The organism is Bacillus sp. FSL E2-0195 (assembly GCF_038003645.1).
GTDB lineage: Bacteria > Bacillota > Bacilli > Bacillales > Bacillaceae_G > Bacillus_A > Bacillus_A mycoides.
On record NZ_JBBOPN010000001.1, the window covers coordinates 2,967,951 to 2,988,252 of the forward strand.

The 20,302-nt window shown below is 33.5% G+C and carries 22 protein-coding genes, 1 pseudogene and 1 riboswitch; of the genes and pseudogenes, 8 read left to right on the top strand and 15 right to left on the bottom strand.

Annotated features, from left to right (window positions below; all coding sequences use genetic code 11):
- Positions 1-2 precede the first annotated feature (2 nt).
- The gene (locus MHH59_RS15320) at positions 3-1,538 is read right to left on the bottom strand and encodes a spore germination protein (RefSeq protein WP_002120381.1); all 1,536 of its coding nucleotides are present in this window, start codon (positions 1,536-1,538) and stop codon (positions 3-5) included.
- Positions 1,539-1,607: 69 nt separating this feature from the next.
- Here MHH59_RS15320 and MHH59_RS30855 point away from each other — a divergent pair.
- Positions 1,608-1,833 (top strand): annotated as a pseudogene (locus MHH59_RS30855) (IS4 family transposase); the annotation flags it as partial.
- Positions 1,834-1,938: 105 nt separating this feature from the next.
- Here MHH59_RS30855 and MHH59_RS15325 read toward each other — a convergent pair.
- Positions 1,939-2,646, bottom strand: coding sequence for an alpha/beta hydrolase family protein (locus MHH59_RS15325; protein ID WP_016127200.1), 708 nt, complete (start codon positions 2,644-2,646; stop codon positions 1,939-1,941).
- 320 nt (positions 2,647-2,966) lie between these two features.
- Between MHH59_RS15325 and MHH59_RS15330 the strand changes: the two genes are divergently transcribed.
- Positions 2,967-3,104 (top strand): hypothetical protein, encoded by a 138-nt coding sequence (locus tag MHH59_RS15330; RefSeq protein WP_000283272.1) that lies wholly within the window; start codon positions 2,967-2,969, stop codon positions 3,102-3,104.
- 870 nt (positions 3,105-3,974) lie between these two features.
- Here MHH59_RS15330 and MHH59_RS15335 read toward each other — a convergent pair.
- From MHH59_RS15335 to MHH59_RS15375, 9 genes are all read right to left on the bottom strand, one after another.
- Positions 3,975-4,976, bottom strand: coding sequence for a sensor histidine kinase (locus MHH59_RS15335; protein WP_340851683.1), 1,002 nt, complete (start codon positions 4,974-4,976; stop codon positions 3,975-3,977).
- Complete coding sequence (locus MHH59_RS15340) at positions 4,973-5,644, bottom strand: response regulator transcription factor (RefSeq protein ID WP_003190126.1); 672 nt, start codon at positions 5,642-5,644, stop codon at positions 4,973-4,975. The genes MHH59_RS15335 and MHH59_RS15340 overlap by 4 nt, the downstream gene beginning before the upstream one ends.
- A gap of 34 nt (positions 5,645-5,678) precedes the next feature.
- Entirely contained in the window at positions 5,679-6,665 is a 987-nt protein-coding gene (locus tag MHH59_RS15345) for an alpha/beta fold hydrolase (RefSeq protein ID WP_340851685.1), read from the bottom strand.
- Positions 6,666-6,772: 107 nt separating this feature from the next.
- Complete coding sequence (locus tag MHH59_RS15350) at positions 6,773-7,597, bottom strand: DUF2785 domain-containing protein (protein ID WP_340851687.1); 825 nt, start codon at positions 7,595-7,597, stop codon at positions 6,773-6,775.
- A gap of 274 nt (positions 7,598-7,871) precedes the next feature.
- Positions 7,872-8,414, bottom strand: coding sequence for a GrpB family protein (locus MHH59_RS15355; RefSeq protein ID WP_002168100.1), 543 nt, complete (start codon positions 8,412-8,414; stop codon positions 7,872-7,874).
- 43 nt (positions 8,415-8,457) lie between these two features.
- The gene (locus MHH59_RS15360; RefSeq protein ID WP_016127206.1) at positions 8,458-9,126 is read right to left on the bottom strand and encodes an AAA family ATPase; all 669 of its coding nucleotides are present in this window, start codon (positions 9,124-9,126) and stop codon (positions 8,458-8,460) included.
- 144 nt (positions 9,127-9,270) lie between these two features.
- On the bottom strand, positions 9,271-10,014 hold the full coding sequence (locus tag MHH59_RS15365) for a metallophosphoesterase family protein (RefSeq protein ID WP_002013591.1): 744 nt from the start codon (positions 10,012-10,014) through the stop codon (positions 9,271-9,273).
- Between the two features lie 13 nt (positions 10,015-10,027).
- Positions 10,028-10,966, bottom strand: coding sequence for an aminoglycoside phosphotransferase family protein (locus MHH59_RS15370; protein WP_340851690.1), 939 nt, complete (start codon positions 10,964-10,966; stop codon positions 10,028-10,030).
- Positions 10,967-10,980: 14 nt separating this feature from the next.
- Complete coding sequence (locus MHH59_RS15375) at positions 10,981-11,778, bottom strand: VOC family protein (RefSeq protein ID WP_059038078.1); 798 nt, start codon at positions 11,776-11,778, stop codon at positions 10,981-10,983.
- Between the two features lie 207 nt (positions 11,779-11,985).
- Here MHH59_RS15375 and MHH59_RS15380 point away from each other — a divergent pair, with 207 nt between their 5' ends.
- Positions 11,986-12,888 (top strand): sulfite exporter TauE/SafE family protein, encoded by a 903-nt coding sequence (locus MHH59_RS15380; RefSeq protein ID WP_002127976.1) that lies wholly within the window; start codon positions 11,986-11,988, stop codon positions 12,886-12,888.
- A 40-nt stretch (positions 12,889-12,928) separates the two neighbouring features.
- Here the strand turns inward: MHH59_RS15380 and MHH59_RS15385 are convergent, their stop codons facing one another.
- The gene (locus MHH59_RS15385) at positions 12,929-13,378 is read right to left on the bottom strand and encodes a GNAT family N-acetyltransferase (protein ID WP_002127978.1); all 450 of its coding nucleotides are present in this window, start codon (positions 13,376-13,378) and stop codon (positions 12,929-12,931) included.
- A gap of 384 nt (positions 13,379-13,762) precedes the next feature.
- Positions 13,763-13,955, top strand: a riboswitch (Lysine riboswitch).
- Positions 13,956-14,067: 112 nt separating this feature from the next.
- Here MHH59_RS15385 and MHH59_RS15390 point away from each other — a divergent pair.
- The 3 genes from MHH59_RS15390 (at position 14,068) to MHH59_RS15400 (ending at position 16,758) form a co-directional block, all read left to right on the top strand.
- Entirely contained in the window at positions 14,068-15,534 is a 1,467-nt protein-coding gene (locus tag MHH59_RS15390) for an amino acid permease (RefSeq protein WP_050000600.1), read from the top strand.
- 114 nt (positions 15,535-15,648) lie between these two features.
- Complete coding sequence (locus MHH59_RS15395; RefSeq protein ID WP_002127979.1) at positions 15,649-15,954, top strand: iron-sulfur cluster biosynthesis family protein; 306 nt, start codon at positions 15,649-15,651, stop codon at positions 15,952-15,954.
- A 33-nt stretch (positions 15,955-15,987) separates the two neighbouring features.
- Positions 15,988-16,758 carry a DNA alkylation repair protein gene (locus MHH59_RS15400; RefSeq protein ID WP_016127208.1) on the top strand — a complete coding sequence of 257 codons (771 nt, stop codon included), beginning with the start codon at positions 15,988-15,990 and terminating at the stop codon, positions 16,756-16,758.
- A gap of 97 nt (positions 16,759-16,855) precedes the next feature.
- On the opposite strand, the gene MHH59_RS15405 is transcribed toward MHH59_RS15400, so the two are convergent.
- Positions 16,856-17,347, bottom strand: a complete 492-nt coding sequence (locus MHH59_RS15405) for a DUF2716 domain-containing protein (RefSeq protein ID WP_002165521.1) — start codon at positions 17,345-17,347, stop codon at positions 16,856-16,858.
- 196 nt (positions 17,348-17,543) lie between these two features.
- Between MHH59_RS15405 and MHH59_RS15410 the strand changes: the two genes are divergently transcribed.
- A complete protein-coding gene (locus MHH59_RS15410; RefSeq protein WP_002127984.1) occupies positions 17,544-18,308 on the top strand; it encodes a class I SAM-dependent methyltransferase in 765 nt (254 codons plus the stop codon).
- 82 nt (positions 18,309-18,390) lie between these two features.
- Here MHH59_RS15410 and MHH59_RS15415 read toward each other — a convergent pair whose 3' ends face one another.
- Complete coding sequence (locus tag MHH59_RS15415; RefSeq protein WP_002127986.1) at positions 18,391-18,915, bottom strand: NUDIX hydrolase; 525 nt, start codon at positions 18,913-18,915, stop codon at positions 18,391-18,393.
- A 182-nt stretch (positions 18,916-19,097) separates the two neighbouring features.
- On the opposite strand from MHH59_RS15415, the gene MHH59_RS15420 reads away from it, so the two are divergent.
- The gene (locus tag MHH59_RS15420) at positions 19,098-19,721 is read left to right on the top strand and encodes a cephalosporin hydroxylase family protein (protein WP_078178857.1); all 624 of its coding nucleotides are present in this window, start codon (positions 19,098-19,100) and stop codon (positions 19,719-19,721) included.
- A gap of 33 nt (positions 19,722-19,754) precedes the next feature.
- Here MHH59_RS15420 and lepB read toward each other — a convergent pair whose 3' ends face one another.
- Positions 19,755-20,276 carry a signal peptidase I gene (gene lepB / locus MHH59_RS15425; RefSeq protein ID WP_016127209.1) on the bottom strand — a complete coding sequence of 174 codons (522 nt, stop codon included), beginning with the start codon at positions 20,274-20,276 and terminating at the stop codon, positions 19,755-19,757.
- Positions 20,277-20,302: the final 26 nt, after the last annotated feature.

Here is a 20,302-nt window from a genome sequence, read left to right on the forward strand (position 1 = left end):
TTTCACCCTTTATCAGGATTGGTTTCTTTGTGATTCTTCGTAATATTTTTAGATTTTCTCTTCATTGACCACAAAGGAAAGCGAACGAACGTGTCCTTCATACCTGATATTCGAAAAGGTGACAAAGGACTACCATAAGGAGTACCTAAAGACTCTAAACTTATAAGATGTGCAATTATAGTCATCCAGCCGATAATAATTCCTACAATTCCAAATAAAGCAGCTAATAACATCATAGGAAAACGCAGTAATCTTATTGCCAAACCCATTTCAAAATTAGGAACAATAGAAGAAGCTATAGTTGTAATAGCAACAATAATAATCATGATATTACTCACAATCCCTGCTTGAACAGCAGCTTGTCCAATCACAATACCTCCAACAATCCCTACGGTCTGGCTAATGGGAGTGGGTAAACGAAGGGCAGCCTCTCTCATCATTTCTAAGGTAATCTCCATAAGTAAAGCTTCTATCACCGGAAGAAACGGAACGCGTTCTCTCGATTCTGCAATTGATAAATAGAGCTGTACAGGAATAACTTCATAATTAAATGAAATAAACGCTACATATGTTGCAGGTAACAATAAGGCTATAAAAAAACTTATAAAACGTAGTAATCGAACAGAGGAAGATACTAACCAACGTGTGTTGTAGTCATCTACCCATTGAAAGAAGGAAATGAAATTTATGGGGGCAATCAAAACATTTGGACTTCGATCCACAACAATGGCGAATCTCCCCTGAAGGATGTGTGATACAGTTGAATCTGGTCTTTCGGTCAAGATAAACTGCGGAAAGGGTGAATATGGATTATCTTCAATAAATTCAATTATTTCGCCAGTATTAATAATCGAGTCCACCTTAATATTTTGAAATCTAGTTTCCAATTCCTTAAGTACATCTTGAGAAGCTACATCTCTTAAATATAAAATAGATACTTTGGTCTTCCCTCTACTTCCAATTAAAACCTCTTTTAATACTAACTCTCTATTAGGAATATATCTTCGTATTAAAGCTATATTCTGACTAGATGTTTCTACAAACCCTTGATGCGTCCCTTTTAGAGATATTTCATTTCTAGGTTCTGTTATATCTCTTTGTGGCCATCCTTTTGTATTTAGTTGATACCCTGTGTTTTGACCGTGAATTAATAAAATACTATCCCCTTGAAAAATAGCATTTTCGACTTGATTCCAAGTATTGATTGTTTGAATTTCTCCTATTGTGACAGGTAGACCATTACTAACATCAAATGGGTTATGCATCAAAGGGGGCAGTATATTATTATGAATAGATTGTTTATCTGTTAATCCAGATAAGTATATCAAAGCGGCTTCTGATTTATTTACTAGTTGAAATTGACGAATTACCAAATCAGGAGCTTGTTGAAAAAGCTTTTGAAGATCATTTGTGTTTTGGAATAAGTCACAGCTGATATTATGATTTCCCATAGTTTCTTTCTGAACATTTGAATTTCTGTTCTCCGAATCATTTATAGAATAACGTCCTTGTTTTAAAAATTTAAATATAGAAAACACAACATTGACTCCCCTCGAAAAGACTTTTCAGTATTTTTATTGTGTATAGTTTAAAAGGATTTATACCACTATTTACTTCAGCAGCAATTTTGTTCTTCAAGCAAAATTCCAACTTTGTAAACAATCTATTTTCACCATATCTTTACACTGTATTATAAAATATTTTAAGATTTTATGAATTTGCTTCTACATATCAGGATTGGATCGGAGTAGCCAAAATGCTAGTGTAAAATTTCAACTAGAGTATGCTTTAACAAGTGGTCAGTTTCTACATGTTCATGTAGGATCAGGAAAGTAAAATGAGAAAATTTATGGTTCCATTTGTTTAACGAGAATGCTTTGTGAATAGATCAATTGTTTTTTCAGATACATAGTCCTAATCTTTATCAAACGTCTCTTATTATTGTATATTCTTTAATAAGAATTCTGTAATCTCTTCATTTAGTTCATGATGGAAATATTCTCGATTAAAACCAGGTGGATCTTGCGACGGAAGAAAAGACGCATTCGTCATTTCTTTTGGAAACGGGCTAAGAAACGAAAAATGTCCTGCGTTCTCAACTATTTTATGTTGAATTTCAGTACTGTCAGTTATCCCGTTCAATATAATTTCCGCATGAAAATAAGGTGTAAATCGATCTTTCTCCCCAACAAGCATCAAAATAGGGATGTTTATGCCTTCCAAAGCCCCTTTTGTTTTAAACCAAACTGAAGCTGGCGCTAAAAGAACTAAAGATTTTATTCTGTAATCAGGTGTAACATTGATAAGATGAGATTTCTCATCAAAAGACTCATAAGGGAAAGAGGTTGATATTCCTCCTGATGCTGCTAATGCTGTGTATCCTCCCATAGAATGTCCGATGACTGAAACAGAATCAGGTTTTAAAACCTTTGTAAAATCTTCACTATTAAAGAACCAATCAATCGCCATAGAAATATGTTTTGGCCTAATAGTTAGATTATCGACTGTACCTTCCACTGTATTGTCGTTTCGATTATTGAATGGATGCTCAAGCATTTCCACAACAAATCCGTTACGAGCCAAGTGACGAGCAATCGTTCGATAAACTAATGGTGAACCACCAGTGCCATGAGATATTAAGACCAATGATACTTTAAATACATTTTTACTTTATTTGGATATGTACAATTACATAAAATTATGTATAATTTCGTCTAAAAAAGTCTTTCCGTGTCGATTCATGTAGATTAAACTTTAAATATAATAGTTTAATGTTTTTGCTTCACCCTCTTCATAGGAGAAATGAAGGGTTGTTGTCATTTTCGTAATAGTAAGCGCTTATAAAATGTCCAATCATTTCGATATGTAATATTTCATAAAACATTGTTGGTTTATTTTTTAAAATATTCAGGGGAAATAGACGGAATTCAACAGAATAATTTATCAGACAGGGAGAAAATGATCGTATGTATCCAAAATTTATTGATAAAATAGCGTTTTCGAAGGCGCATAAAGAGTTATTAATTAAACTATATAATAAAGAAATTTCAAGAAGCGAGTATAATCAATTGGTAGATGCTTTTTATCGTCCACAACAAAAGTAAATATGAAGTACGTGTTTATTGTTTTATGTCTTTTGTAGAAACAAAGTTCGTTTTTATCATTTTTGGGACAAGCTCTTCTGCTAGGTTGATGGGCATGTAGAGGTACCCCTACTTCAAAATGTTATCTCCAACTTTTTGACACATTGTTTTTCATAGAAATCACGCCACTTCAAAAGGTGTACCCTTTGATACGAAAATAATTCACATTAAATTATTGTAATTTTATATAAATTGTTTAAAATATAACATCTATATATCAATGTTATTCAATTGACTTTATAGGATCCACAATGGTGATATTCAGTCTTTGTACAATTGGATTATTAAGTAATATAGTGAAAATAATGAATGGCACAGCGAAAATATTTAACTATGTATTATTTGTATTTATCTTATCAGCAATAATTTATTATTTATAAACTTCTTATCAAGATGGAAGTGCTCTTTTCTAGTCTAATAAAAGTAATATATCGTTTTATTGCAACAAAACTTGAAGAAAGAAATCTTCTCGAAAAGACAGAAGTACTGCATAAATTCCAAAGCACTCGGCAGAAATCAACATTCTATTTTAACAGCAATCTTATTTAGTCTGAAATTTCAATTTAACTACAAAAACGATCCTTTTTGTAGGAACCTACAGAAAAGATCGTTTTTTTAATTCTTATTCTTTGCTGAAATGCTCATTTATGATGGGATCGAGTGATGGACCAAATATTCCCCCTTTTTTAAAACCTACGCGATTTCTTCAAAGTTTCCAATATATCATCTGTAAAGGCAGTATCCCCCTCTGCTTCAATAAAAAGGTTTGGGTTCCGTAACGACATGATAGGCGTTATTAATAAAACTTAAACTAGAAATTCAAAATGAAATTTATATATTTTTTTGAGTGTTTTTAAAAGAAAGCATCGTCCCCTCACTATTTGATTGTAAAGTATATTTTATATTGAACATCTTTGATATATCTTCAATATTTTTTAATCCTATTCCCGTTCCTTTGACATTTATATCAAAGCCAATTCCATTATCTCTAAAGGAAACAATATCTTCATCTATAATGATTTTGAGTTTTTTAGCTTGTGAATGTTTAAGCACATTTTGAAAAATATTATCGAATAGCCTTTGAATCCATAACTCATTACTATCCCATATCAACTCTTTATCTTGTGGATTATATACTAATTCAATTTTATGAATGCTATACAAATAGCTCCATTTTTTCATCATATTTTCTATTAAATTATGTATATTCACTTCATCGTTCACAATATAAGTATTCTCTAAGGTCTCTGTAGATTGAATATTAAATTCGTTAGTTAAATTACTTATATATTGTATCTGCTCATACAGTGATTCAAGTACTGGTGCTTGTTCCTCGTACTCACCTTCTAAATAATATAATTGTAATCTAACCGCAGTTAAGGGTGTATTAATATCATGCCGTAATTTATTTAATAGTTCTTTTTTTATTTGTTCCTGTTGTTGTAGTTCTAATTCTCGATAAGTCGTTCTTTCTATAAGCAAGTTTACTGATTTAATCAGTTCCCCAATCTCATCATCGATTTTGACATCTATTATATTAGGGATTTTTTTATCACTTGCTAAATCTCGAATCGTTTGATTTAATACATTAATTTTATTTAATAATGAGTTAATCGATTTTGAAAATAAAAAAGCTAATACTAATAGTGATAATAAAAATATGATTAACATAGTAGGATATGCAAAGGATTCGTGAAAAGGAATGTTTTTGTTTTTAGTTTTAAAGACAACATTATAAATAACTGATACAAAGATACTAATCGACAACAATAACAGTGGTACGCTAACAATAGCGGAGAATAGTAGTAACTGATATTTCTTCTTTAATTTCATTTCTTCATAAAGGTATTTAATCTATACCCTTCTCCATATATGTTCTGAATAATGTTACCTGTTTTATCATCGATTTTGGTCCTAATTTTCTTTATATGTACGTTCATGATATTTTGATTTCTATCTTCGAGTTGCCATAAGTAATCAAAGAAGTGTTCTTTTGTTAGAATTCTATCCCTATTTTCATACAAATAGAAAAATATTTTACGCTCAATCGCTGTAAACACAACTTCATCACGCAAACCATTAATGAAAACCCTTTTATATTCTGCATCTATAAATAAATGTTTAATTTGCGTGAAAGTACCATATTGATTATCTAACATTTTCTGAATTCTTAACAATAATTCTCGAGGATCAAAAGGTTTTATCATGTATTCTTCTCCAATGATAAGACCTTTTAGTTTACTATCCATATCATTCCGAGCTGATAGAAATATGATTGGAATATTTAATCCTAGATTTTTTATTTTCTTTGTAATTTGATAACCATCTTCACCTGGTAACATAACATCCATTATGACTAAATCTATTTCATGAATTACATCAAGAACATTCTTTCCTTCTTTCTCCCAATACACTTTATACTTCTCACGCTGCAAAATTTTTTGTAATAAATCTCCTATCATCAAATCATCTTCAACAATTAATATGTTATATTCTTTCATTATGTAGACCTTCCATCACTAAAATAACAATAGCTTAGTTCTTCACTACTTTATTATTAATAAAATCCGTAGCAAGTTTGTATATTTCATCAGGAGCGTGTAAATAAATACTATGTGTACTTTCAATTTTTTTCACATCAGCTATCAATAACTTGCTAGCAAACTCCTCATAATCTCTGTTTTTTTGCTTTGTATATTTCGAGTTTTTATTTTCCCTAGCAATCGCATCTATAAATAAAATTGGTGTTTCTTTTGGGAATGATAAGGAATTAGATTTGTTACTGTTATTGTAACTTTGTAAAAGTTCTTGCTTCATATCATCATTAAAAGCTTGTTTATATGAGAGCGCTTTATAAATATTTTTTTCCTGTTCGGTTAAAAAGGATTGCTGAATTACTTCGGGATTATAAGTAATAGAAGGAACTAATCGCTGAAAACCAATTTTCGTTAAAATATTCATTCCTTTTATTCTTAATGAATCAACCTCGTCTATTTTATGAGTTACGTACTGATTAGGTAAACCAATATCTAACGCAATAATCCCTTTTACTTCACTTGGGTATTTTTGTGCCCAATAAATAGCCTCTATACTCGATAGAGAGTGTGGCACTAAAATATAGGGAGGTTTATTTCCACTTCTAATAAGCGCTTTTCTCGTTTGTTCTAATATCTTATCAATATCTCTATCATCATGAAAAACATCACTGTATCCATAACCAGCTCTCTCAATTACAGAAATCTTGTTTTCTTTCGAAAATTTACTATATAGGCCTTTCAATTCATAAACAGGAGCGGCAATTCCAGATCCGGCCATAAATACAAACGTATCCTTCCCGCTCCCCTCATTATAAACATTCACATTTTTATTATTGAAATTAACAAGTTCACCTTCATTATTAATTAATTTCGATTCCATTCTTAATTGATAGTTATGATATATAAATACAGCGCCTATTCCAAGAAAAATAATGCTAATACACACAAAAAATATAATCTTTCCTATCTTCAATAATTTTTTCATTTGACACCCCTTTCAACTTATACTGAAAGGGTACAATGTAAAAATAAATTTCTAATAAATTTTTGAAAATTATTATTTTCTCTTTGTTTCTAAAGTATTGGTCATTTTTAATACCTACGCAATTTCTCCAAAGTCTCCAATATATCATCTATAAAGGCAGTAGCGCCCTCTTTCTCTAAAACTCTGAAATATAAACTTCTTAAGAAAGCTCTAATATTTTGTACTAAAATATCATGTTGAGGATGTGGGATATCTTCAACAATTGCTATACTATGTAGCCAATTGCTCCACTCTTCTTCAGTTAAAATATTTTGGTTACGCAACGACATAATTGGCGTTACTAATCTCTCATCCTCAAAGTGTATGTATACGTAGTCATTCAATCGAATCTTCTGACGAACAGCAGCTAGTATTGCATATGAAAACTCACGATTTTGTATTGTACGTGCTAAAGCATCTAGTGCATCTGCCGCATGTGCAGTAGAATGCGCCCAGCCTTTTCCTTCTACGTAACCCCTTACATCTTCTTCTAAATAGACATATTCCAGAACTTGTTCTGCTACACTGTACAGTTGTTCTTCAGATAACAATGGTTCTCTTTCATGAACAGATAAAATAAGTGGTGGAATTAAAACAGAGAACGCACGTTTAAAAACAGAATCTGTGCCCTTTTCACCAATTTTATAAAATAAATAATCAGGACTAATTGCTTGTAACATTAATCCTCGTAATTCTTTTTGTCTAAATACATCATTTGTAATCCATTTGTGAAGCGTACTATAAATCAAATCATCACGTAATTCAGCATCAGGTGATCCGATATAATCTAACATCCACTGTGCATATGGATATGCGTCTACGTCTTCTGGCACAGCATAATTATTATTTTGAATTTGTTGTAATTCTTCTTTTAGTTCTAGCACTTCTGTCATTATATTCCCTGTCCCCTTTTTACGTTTTTCAACTTATTTTCGCCTTATCCCCTGTAATTCCCCTCATAAATTAAGTCGACTTTTAATATAGTTTTAGTCCCTATCTTTCTATGAACTTGATTCAATTATATAAATTTCTCCCGAGAAATAAAAGGAAATACATTGGAACACCAAAGCTTCTCACTTTGTTTACATGCATTTCATGTAAGTTTAGGCTATAAAATAAAGTATTTTTTTCATTTATATTCAAACGTAGTTACAATCAAAAATTAAATCATTTTAGAACTTGTTTAATAAATTCTGTTTTAGCTTTTGTGTATGCTTCTCTATCTTGGTTAAACTTTTTTGCTAACTCTTGCTTTAGATTTGAATAATCATAAACTAATTGTGGATTTTCTCGTAAGCGGTTACGAAATAAAAGTTGTTGCTCCCATCGTTCAGTTCCTTTAACCATCAAATGCAGATGAGCTACACGCCTATTATTCTTCACTTTCACAAAGAACCTTCTCCAAGGTCTTTCATCTAATTCCGGGCCTACATAATGCCAATCATATATAGCCAATTTTGCTGAAATATCGAGCACTCTATCAAATGAGTCTGTTTCAGCCATTAGATCAATGATAGGTTTTGCAGGTAAACCAGGTATGGATGTACTTCCTATATGTATTACTTTGCTAATACCGAGAGGAGTAAGCAGTTCATAAAGTTGCCGTTCTTCATATCGGCCTTTATCTTGCCAATCAGGATTTGCATTAACTATCTCTACTGACTCATTCGCCCATACAGGCCAATCGTTCGGATTATCTTTTTTATCCACCCGACGCATCCCCTTTCACGAACTTTTTGTTATATAAAAGATTTTAAATTCCTTTAAATACAACTACCGGATCATCAAAATTACTATTCTGAAATATAACATTTGCACATTCTTTCGCATTATGCTCATCTATATACATCTTACAAGCCGCATGATATCTGTTTATAAACATTTTCTCTGCTTCTTCATAACTTCCAAAAGCCTCAGTCTCGCGCTCTGCACCACGTTTTCTCGCAATCTCAAAATCTGTATCTATGAAAATTTTATAGTCAAATAGATACTCAATTTCTTTTTTCAATAAAAATGTTCCATCTACTATTAGCACCATATTTGGCGAGGCCACTAGCGGCGTATTATGTACAGGGATGTCCGTTATTAAGTTATGAGAAATCGTTTCATACTGTAAATTCCCGTTAGGTCCTAAAGGTTTTAATAGCCTTTCTTTGAAAGCTGTATAATCGTGTGCATCTTCATAATACCCTCTTGCTGATTCTTTGCCTTGTGTATAGCGAATCACTCTAGGGTTATGAAAATCGTCAATGCTGGCGCGTATTACTTGTACTCCCCGATTTTTCATTTCCTCTGCCAGTTCGTTTGCAAATGTTGTCTTTCCTGAAGCTGTAATACCACTCACTCCAACTCTTGTTGGATGAGTTAAATTTAAATTTAAAATATGATCAGCAATTTCTTTCATGTATTGTTTTCGGAGCATGACATTCCCTCCTGTATATTGTTTACATAATATAATTGCAGTAAATTAAATTCATCGCTATTTGTTGGTAAATCGATATATTTAAAAAAATCGTTGATATATTTTAAGTTATGATAGATATATTTTTATTGATTTATATTTTCCTTATTTCCCCTTAAACCCTCGATATAAAGCCGTCCGTAACTCTTGTTTGTATTCTTCAATTTCTGGCATATCGAGTTCTTCTGCTAGTCTGATGGCTAGTTCAATATCATATGGTACACGTACGAGTTGAATGGAAAAGCTTGCTGCTTCTTTTTCATTGTATGTTCCTTCAAAAATTAAATAGGAAGCTTGTGTAATTTCAAGTGGATTACCTACACTACCAGCATTACATAACGTTTTCCCTCTAAAATTTTGCACATACGCCTGATGAACGTCACCGTAACAAACGACATCTGGTTTTCTTTCCCCTTCTATATTCTCTGTGAGCTCACTATTTTCGAACATACTAATACGCTCTTCTCTTGTTGCATGTGGTTGAATTCTTTCATACAAACTTCTCGGTGAAGCGTGGAACATACGAATCAGTTTCCCACTCATATAAAACTCGATTGAAAATGGTAAGCTTCTTAAATACTCATTTTGTTCTTCTGACAATTGTTTTTGATGCCATTTTAACGCTTCAAATTCAGTCGGTTTTGTAATGAAATCATCCCAGTTTCCCATTACGGTTCCTTCACATTCTTTACGAACGATTTCAATTACTTCGCTAGAATGCGGACCTTTTCCTACTAAATCTCCAAGACAAATAATACGTTCAATTCCTCTTAATTTAATATCTTTCAGTACTGATTCTAATGCCGGAATATTACCATGTATATCTGAAATTACCGCAATTTTATCCAAATGAATCCCTCCGTTATTTATTGTTTATTATATCCTCATGTTGTGATTGATACCATTTTGGAATATAAGATGAAAAATGATTATGATCTTCTATAATTCGGTTCAATCTTTCTTTCATATCCTCTACTAAATGTGGTGTAGTTCGGTTTGTCCATACGATATCCGCTGGGAATGTCATCGCTGCATATAATGAATACAGTTTCCAAAAGTGGATTGACGGATCGCCTCCGCAATAACCGTGAACTTGTCCAACCGCAAATGGTTTGCTTATTCTTGTAGTAAAAATCGCTACGTTATAAAAATCGTGTATTGGATCGACAAAATCATATCCACTAAAATCGATAACGATAAATTCATTATTATGAATCATACTATTTGCTGGGTGGTAATCATCGTGTAAAAATGTGATAGGCCGATTTTTCAATAAGTCTTTATGATTTTCTACAAAGGTTAATACTGGCTTCAAATCCAGAAAATTCACCTCATAATCTGCTAATGCCTCTATGTACCTTTCATACTTATTCCACCTAAATATTTCCCATTTATTACTTGCACTTTCTCTTTCTATCGAGTGAATTCTCTTTAATATTTCCCCTGCTTTTCTTCCTGCATTATACTGTTCTTCCACCGATAGCTTGCTTAAGCTCTCTTGACCATTTACACCTTGGGTCCATTCAAATACTTGAACACATTTATTTAATCCCTCAAGTTTTATGAAATGAATTAACTTCGGCGTTGGAATATGTAATAACTCCAATTGTTTCATATACATATATTCTTCTTGTTTTCGTTCATAATTAGAAGAATCACACACTTTTACAAAATAAGTTTCTCGATTCTCTAGGTCAATTTTATACTTCTCTTCATGTGAAAAACCTTTTGTAATAGCTGTACATTTTACAATACGTGACCACTCTAGTTTTCTTTCTATCTCTCTTAACATTTCTTCCACAAAACTCACCTCTATTAATATACGAACAAACTACCTAACACTTCATACTCTCGTTTATTTTCCCCTTTAAACTCCACTGCAAATGGATATTCGCCATGATGCTTCAAACGTTCTAGTACTAGCCCTTCTCCAACTGGTTCACAAAACTGCACATGAACATCACCAAACGATACACTTTGACACTCAGCATTCCATTCTTCATTTTGTATGATTGAATTTGCAGTTAGCTCCATTACTTCTTTCCATTTCCGCACTGTTTCTCGAACATTTTTCACCGTATAATGAATCGTTTCAATTTCTTGTACTTTATTTTTATGTTCAGTGATCGTCCCTATTTTACGTAAATCGTTTCTTCTTTCTTCATCCGTTTCATTCCACTGTATAAAGAATGGTAATTTCGGTCCATTCTCTTCTTGCTTTACAAATAACATTTTCCATTCTAAAAGCCGGCCATCTTTTCTCATCCGTTTCCCTTCAAATGGTCCTATCATATGTAAGCCGTGCTTACTAAATTTAACTGCTAGTTCTTCAATTGCATCTGTTCGAATTGCGATTTGTAGCATCCCTTCTCCATTTTTTAATTTCACCACTGTTTCTTGTACTAATGGATTTTCTGCTTCTTTCGCTTTTTCTTCATGCTGAACTGCTAAAAATTCTATATATGATAAATCAAAATAACATAAACTATTCCAAGTACCCCAAGTCGTATGCTCACCGCCTAATGCAGTATGAAATCCATGCTCCTGCATTTGTTTTGTTGCTTCCTCCGGTGTACAATGCACTGCGTGAACGAGATGATCAAATGCTAACATAGTCTTTCTCCCCTTTCTCTCCATCCTTTTATTGTATATTTTATTTTTCTTTCGTTCAATTCAAAAAACTTTAAAACCCAGTTGATTTATACGATTAATGTGTATTATAATAAAACAAATTTAATTATTGCTGATTGGAAAAACCAAAGGCACTTTTCTCATACGGGAAAAGTGTCTTTTTCATTTATTATTACAGGGGGATTATTTATGCAGAAATTAATTGTCTTTGCTATTATTGGATTTTTCGCTCAATTGATTGATGGCGCACTTGGTATGGCGTACGGGGTAACGTCTACCTCACTATTATTAATGTTTGGTATCGCACCAGCTGTAGCTTCCGCATCAGTTCATTTAGCTGAAGTCGTTACAACCGCCGCTTCTGGTGCATCTCATATCAAATTTGGAAACGTTGATAAATATACAGTTTCCAGACTTACATTACCAGGAGCAATTGGCGCATTTATTGGGGCATGTTTTTTAAGCAATTTACCTGGTGATGTAATTAAACCGTACATTTCCATATTTTTATTTACTTTAGGGGTTTATATTTTATTACGATTCATCATTCAAAAACAAATTGTTTCTTCAAATAAGCGTATGTCTGCTAAACAACTTGTACCACTTGGCTTATTCGCTGGATTCGTCGATTCAACTGGCGGCGGTGGTTGGGGGCCGATTACGACACCTGTTCTTCTTGCAAGAGGAAATGAAGCTAGAAAAGTTATTGGATCTGTAGATACGAGTGAATTTCCTGTTTCACTCGCTGCAACGATTGGCTTTTTCATTTCACTTGGCTGGGAACAAGTAAGCTGGGTTTGGGTATTTGCCCTCATGCTTGGTGGTATTGTTGCCGCACCAATCGCCGCATGGTTAGTACGCATCGTTCCTTCTCATTTACTTGGCGTACTCGTTGGCGGACTTATTATCTTTACGAATATACGTACACTGCTTACTACATTTAAAGTAGATCCAACTATTATTTCACTTTCTTACGTTGCAGTTGGTCTTGTCGTTATTATATCTATTTTTATTGCTGTTCGTAATCATTCCAATCGTTCTAACGTATCGACAGCCGGCTATCCGAAAGATCAAAAACAAATGCTACCATAATTAATAATAATACCGCCCGATTTACTTCGAGCGGTATTTTTTATTTTTCTATTTTCCAATTGACCATCGTTTCAGTACTATTTACTCTTTTCATATGTAATTTCTCTAAGACACGAATAGAGCTATAATTATCAAGGAGTGTCTCCGCTATAATCGTTTCCACTTCCCCTGTTTGAAAAGCCCATTTCATTAATTCACTAACTGCTTCTGTTGCATACCCTTTATTCCAATATTTCTCAATAAATCCGTAACCAATTTCTACCGTATGTTGCTCATTCGGTTTCCCTTTAAATCCTATATCACCTAGAACAACATCATCCTCTTTCCGAATAACATACCACGGTCCCCACGGTAATGAAGCCGCATCTCGTTTCATATTTTCTATATGTCCTACAATATGCGGACCACTATTGTATCCTTGATTATCCGCAATTTGAATCCATTCTTCTGTACACGGTACTATATATAATCTTTCCGTTTCTAATTTCATAATGATATCCCCTTTTCAATTAAACAATACCTCAATTTTATCAGAAATAAAAAGAATATTCATTCTATTTATCGAATTTATACTTATTCTTTGAAACGAATTTAAGGAATAATCCTCTTCTGATAGTTATGTCGAATTATTTTTTCTGAATTTTCTTTTAATTTTAAAGGGTTTTTCAATATTTTTTGCGAAACATTTGTATAACAATTTTTTCTTTGCTTATTGCTACATAATAGTAGGTTCGGGTGGAGTTTTGCAAGCGTTTCCTATACAATAACCGATATTTTTTGACTTTTCCTAACAAAATTCCTTGCAATATATTCAGAAAGTCATTACAATTGCCATATATTAAATATCTTAGCAATATATAAATCCTCATCAATCCGATGAGGTAGAGGTTGCGACTTTTAAAAGTAAAATGGACGAGACACAGCGAATGTCACTGACTCCGTTTGAAAGGAAAAGTTGCCGAAGTTTATATTTCTTCTCTGGAAATATGAGCTGGGGCTGTCTCCGAAAGGAACAGAACTGTCACGTTTACAAAATTACCGTGTAAACGTGGTGTGCTATCTTAACGGAAGGGTATGATGGGGTGGTTATTTGTGAAACGTTCCGCCTAATTCCTTTGGCGGTTTTTTGTATTTTTCTCCCCCGCTCCTTCCTAACCTACAAGAAAAGGAGTGTTGAACATGAATAGCGCAACAAATCAATCTACCTCTAAAACGCAAACTACACAAGGACAAGGTGAATTAAAACGCGGATTAAAATCTCGTCACCTTACGATGATTTCTCTCGGTGGTACAATCGGTACCGGATTATTTCTTGCCAGTGGTGGTGTTATCCATTCAGCTGGTCCTGGCGGTGCATTAGTCGCATATGCCGCAATTGGAATTATGGTTTATTTTTTAATGACAAGCTTAGCAGAACTCGCGGCTTACATGCCTGTTACTGGATCTTTTAGTACTTATGCAACAAAATTTGTTGATCCATCACTTGGTTTTGCACTTGGATGGAACTATTGGTATAACTGGGCGATTACGATTGCAGCTGAACTAGCGGCCGTAACATTAATTATGAAATTTTGGTTCCCAGATACCCCTTCTCTTATTTGGAGTGGACTTTGTTTAGCTATTATTTTTCTCTTAAACTATTTATCTGTTAAAGGTTTTGGTGAATCTGAATATTGGTTCGCACTTATTAAAGTAGTTACTATTATTATCTTTTTAATTGTCGGTTTTATGATGATTTTTGGAATTATGGGCAGCGAATCTGTTGGCTTTAAAAACTTCACTGTTGCAGATGCACCATTTAATGGCGGCATCATGGCAATTATCGGTGTATTTATGGCTGCTGGTTTCTCATTCCAAGGAACTGAATTATTAGGAGTAGCTGCTGGTGAAACTGCTGATCCAGAACGCAATATTCCGAAAGCAATTCGTTCTATCTTTTGGCGCATTTTATTATTCTATATTTTAGCAATTCTCGTTATCGGTTTATTAATTCCTTATACGACTGAAAGCCTTGCAGCAAGTGATGTTACAGTAAGTCCATTTACACTTGTATTTGAAAAAGCGGGCGTTGCCTTCGCTGCTTCTGTTATGAACGCTGTTATTTTAACTGCAGTACTTTCTGCTGGTAACTCTGGAATGTATGCATCAACTCGTATGCTTTGGGATTTAGCTCGCCAAGGAAAAGCACCAAAGTTCTTAGGGAAATTAGATAGCCGCGGTGTACCTGTTAACGCATTAATCGCAACATCAGTAGTTGGTAGCGTCGCTTTCATCGCTTCTTTATTCGGTGACGGTGTTGTATACATTTGGTTATTAAATGCTTCAGGGATGTCAGGATTTATTGCTTGGGTAGGGATTGCTATTAGTCATTACCGTTTCCGTAAAGCCTATATTGCACAAGGGAAAGATTTGAAAGATTTACCATATCAAGCGAAATGGTTCCCGTTCGGTCCAATCTTTGCATTTACACTTTGTGTTATTGTTATTTTAGGTCAAAACTACGGAGCATTTACAGGAGCATCTATCGACTGGAACGGTGTACTCGTTTCTTACATCGGTTTACCACTCTTCTTAGTACTATGGTTAGGTTATAAATTTACTAAGAAAACGAAAGTCATTCCACTTGATAAATGTGAACTGAAATAAAGTAAAACGAGCAAACAAAATTGTTTGCTCGTTTTTTTAATGCAATGCTTCTCCCTTCCCTATTTCTCCTGTTTTTGCAATAATAGAGGAAATATAAATAAAGGTTGGGATTACATGAACATTCGTATTACTGATGAAGCAAAAGCAGCTATACATAGACTAGTACGTGAAGACAAAAAGATCATTCGCATTAGAGGAACTATGACAAACTCTTGCAGTATTTTCGTTGATGTCGATTTAATTTGGGATACATATAATGCGGATGATGTTGTATATGAAGATGCGGAGCTTATCGTACAAATGGATTCATTCACGACAGATTACACTGGTGATACGGTGAAACTTGATTATAAGACGACAGGTTTTAGTATTACGACTCCTAGTGAGACTTTGGTGTATGGATTGTCGATTAAAAAATAAACATTGTTTTTATCCGACCAATGGGGTGAAAAAATGGGCAAATATGTTCCGTTAAAATTTTTATTTAACAAAGAATTAGCAGAAAAAATGGCTGATTCTATTTGTAAACACGATCCTAATTTCTCTAAAAGAAACTTTGTATCTACCGTAACATATAAAGTTGAAAATTTAGAGTTAAAGCAACGTATAGAAGTAATAGCAGATGAATTACACAATGCATTACAAAAAGATTTTAATGAAGCAATACATATATTACTGAAAACATTAGGACCAGAAAATACAACAGAAGTCGGCACATTTACAAAGGGTTATATGTATATGCCTATCGCAAAATACGTTGAAAAATATGGGCTTAACGATTTTGACTCCTCATTCAACGCAATGTATGAAATAACAAAAAGAAATACTGCTGAATATGCCATTCGTCCTTATCTTGAAAAATATCATGAAGAAACCTTGGACATATTGCAGCAATGGTTACGTGATGAAAACAGCCACATTAGAAGATTAGCTTCAGAAGGTACTAGGCCAAGACTTCCTTGGGCAAAAAAAATAGGAGCTTTGAAAGGTGACTTCAGAAATAATTTAAAGCTTCTTGAGCCATTAATGAATGACCCTTCTAATTATGTTCAAAAATCTGTAGCCAATCACATTAATGATATTACGAAAGAAGATAAAGAACTCGTTTTTCGATGGTTGCGAGAATTACTCGATAAAAACCATCCTGTTAATCCTTGGATTATGAAACATGGATTAAGAACGGTGATAAAAAATGGCACTTTACCAAAAGATTTTTATTTTTAAGTATTTGTAAAGAAAGCAACAATCTATATGAAAACAGCTAATAATAAAAACGTTTATACTTCATTTGGAAGTATAAACGTTTTTTCTCTTTTAAACATTAACCCTGCCTTAAAATCTTATGAAACATTTCCGGTTTATGTTGATCAAAAGCATCTATTAATTCTTTTCCAAATATCGTTATACTCTCCTCCCACGGATGCCCTAAATACCCCCACTTAAAGTCCTTCTGAATAAAGAAATAGTAATCTCCAGTTGGAAAAATCGGGATTGTCCACTCATCAAATTCATTTCTATCGAACTTTAAATGTGAATTTACCCAGTAACATTCATGTTGCCAATCAAGTGCCATTATATATTCATTCGATACTGTATTCTCTTTAAAAACTAGTAATGCTTTTTCTTCCAGATCGTCATATACATTTAAATCTACCGATTCTCCAAAGTAATGAGAAATATCATATGTTATAAAAGGACTTGGCACCTTAAATGATGGGAATATAGACATACTTGGTGAAAACTCAAAATCACTATATACCCTATCCCATATTCGGTCGTACTCTTTGTCTGTAAACTCAATCCAATTCTTCATTAAATATCTACCTTCCCTTTATAGTTCAAAGGATTTTCACTCGATTATCCCGAATATATAAATAATTATTCTCGCAAGGAGCGAATTTGTATGAATCTATTCGAACACGAAACGTAAAACCTCTTCATCTTTACAAGAGGTCCTCCATTTCTCTGTTCTTACTATATCATTCATTAACGAAATAGGAGGACATATTATGAAACGTGATCCATTATTTTCAGCACTATTAGAAAGTGCAAAGACTAACTTTAGCGGCTGGGATTTTTCTTTCATTTCAGAAACTGGCCGTATGAATAGCGAGCCCCTATCATGGTCATACGGTAGCACTGCTTTCCAGCTTATGCAACGTGCAAAATCAATGCTAGATATGGGGACTGGTGGCGGAGAGTTTTTATCTATGTTACAACCGTTCCCGTCAACTATTTATGCGACTGAGGGCTATGCTCCGAATGTCCCAATTGCACGAAAGAAATTAGAACCTTTAGGAGTTATAGTCGTAGAAGTGACTGATGATACTGCTTTACCATTTCAAGATGGTCAGTTTGATTTAATTGTGAATCAACATGAATCCTATTCTGCTTCTGAAGTGAAAAGAAGTCTTTCCACCAATGGAACATTTCTTACACAACAAGTCGGTGGTCTTGATTGTGCGGAACTGAATGAGCAGTTTGGCACACCGCTGAATAGCGAATTTTCAAGTTGGTCACTCGAAACGGCATGTAGTGAATTGAGAAAAAGCGGATTTACAATTTTAGAAGCGAAGGAAGAGTTCCCTCTTCAGCGTTTTTATGATGTCGGTTCTGTTGTCTATTACTTGCAAGCAATTCCGTGGCAAATTCCTGAATTTACAGTAGACAGCTATACCGAGGAATTGTATCGCATACATGAAATCATCTTGCAAAAAGGATATTTCGATGTGAAGCAACACCGCTTTATTATTAAAGCAAATTATGAAGAGTAAAATTTGAATTAGCATTCCCTACAAAAAAGCCAAGTCCCAATAAAGGACTTGGCTTTTTCTTATTATTTTAACGCATCTTATCCTATTGAGAAATGAGATGTTTTTCATATCGTTTTTTCGTATCATCTTCTGTCAAAAGTGTAGTTGTGTAATCAATAATATTCCGGTTATCATATGTGAATGTATGCTCTAAATTGTTTTCTTCTTTTAATACTCTTGGTAAATATCTTTGCAAATTGCTAACTACACCTCTATTATCACCATCTAATATCCAATCAATTGACTTCCATTCTAATATACCTTCATCTGTGCTTACTGGCGTATCAATATGTACTCCATCTGGTAAATCAGTAAGGAATACATACATTCCCTCACTACCCAAAGGTTCGTCTTTAACTTGAAACATAACATTCCCTTTATACGTTACACTTGGAAGCTCTATTCCCGTTTCCTCAAACGTTTCTCTAATAACTCCTTCGTATGGCGTTTCATACTCTTCTATTTTCCCTCCGACACCATTCCACATTCCCATTGTCGGCTTTTTGTTTCTATTTAATAGCAGTATATTATCTCCTTTTCTAATGAAGCAAATTGTGTACTTATACATACGATCATTTCCTTTCATTTACATCTTCTTTTATAAGCAATTCATTTTCCACATGTGTTATTTGGCTTATTTTCACGTGAAAACACTCGCCTTATAATCCCTTACCACATAATATATAGTACAACTTTCATACGTAAACTCTTTACGTATGAAAGAACCCTTTTTAAAAAGGAGAATTCAAAATCGATAACATTAGTAGCGAATTTCTAAAACAATATTACGACAGCAACGTTTGGTTACATGGTACACACTGGTTCGGGGTTCCAATCTGCAAACTTCCTTCTGATCTCTTTTTGTATCAAGAAATATTATACGAATTAAAGCCTGATTTAATTATTGAATGCGGAACTTTTTACGGTGGTAGTGCACTGTTTTTAGCTTCTATGTTAGATTTAATTGGAAAAGGTCACGTACTTACTATCGATATAACTCCGCAACCAAATCGGCCATCCCATAATCGAATTACGTATTTAACAGCTTCATCTGTTTCTGTACAGGCCGTCCAATCAATATTAAGTATGCGCAAACCTGATGATGTGATTTTAGTTATTTTAGATTCTGATCATAGTAAAGAACATGTATCGAAAGAACTCTTACTTTATAAATCTATTGTAACCACTGGCAGTTACATTATTGTAGAAGATACAAGTATTAACGGAAATCCTCTCCTTCCTGATTGGGGCCCTGGCCCAATGGAAGCTGTGGAAGAGTTTTTAACTAAAAATAGCAATTTCATAATCGATGAATCTAAACATAAGTTTTTCATATCATTTAATCCAAAAGGTTTTTTAAAGAAGATAAAGTGAAACTTTAATAAGTGGGGTTTTGTGAATCCCCACTTATTTTATGATTTTCATTTTCGAAAAAGGATAGTACACAAATTTCACTTTTCCTATTATATTATCTTCTTCAATATATCCTAAACCATTTCGACTATCCTTACTTTGTTCACGATTGTCTCCCATTACAAATAACTTATTTGGCGGAATCTTTGTCTTTTGAAAATTATAAAACACTTGTGTATTGTTATATAAATCTTTATTTATATAAGGTTCATCTTGCTTTTTGTCATTTACGTATACAGTTCCATTCGTTATGTTAATTATGTCACCAGGAAGCCCTATTACACGTTTCACATAATATTTCGACTCATCCTCTTCCTTAATAATGACGATTTCTCCATGCTGTAAGCTAGAAAAGTGTACAGCGGCTTTATTTACAAATACGTAGTCTTCTTCATGTAAAGTTGGCTGCATTGATTTTCCTTCCACCTTACATAAAGTAAAAGACTGGTACGCTCCTACTAGGACAAATATAAATAGTATGTACTTTCCCCAACCTCTCTTAATCTCCTCTTTCATATCCATTCCCACCTTATCAAAACACT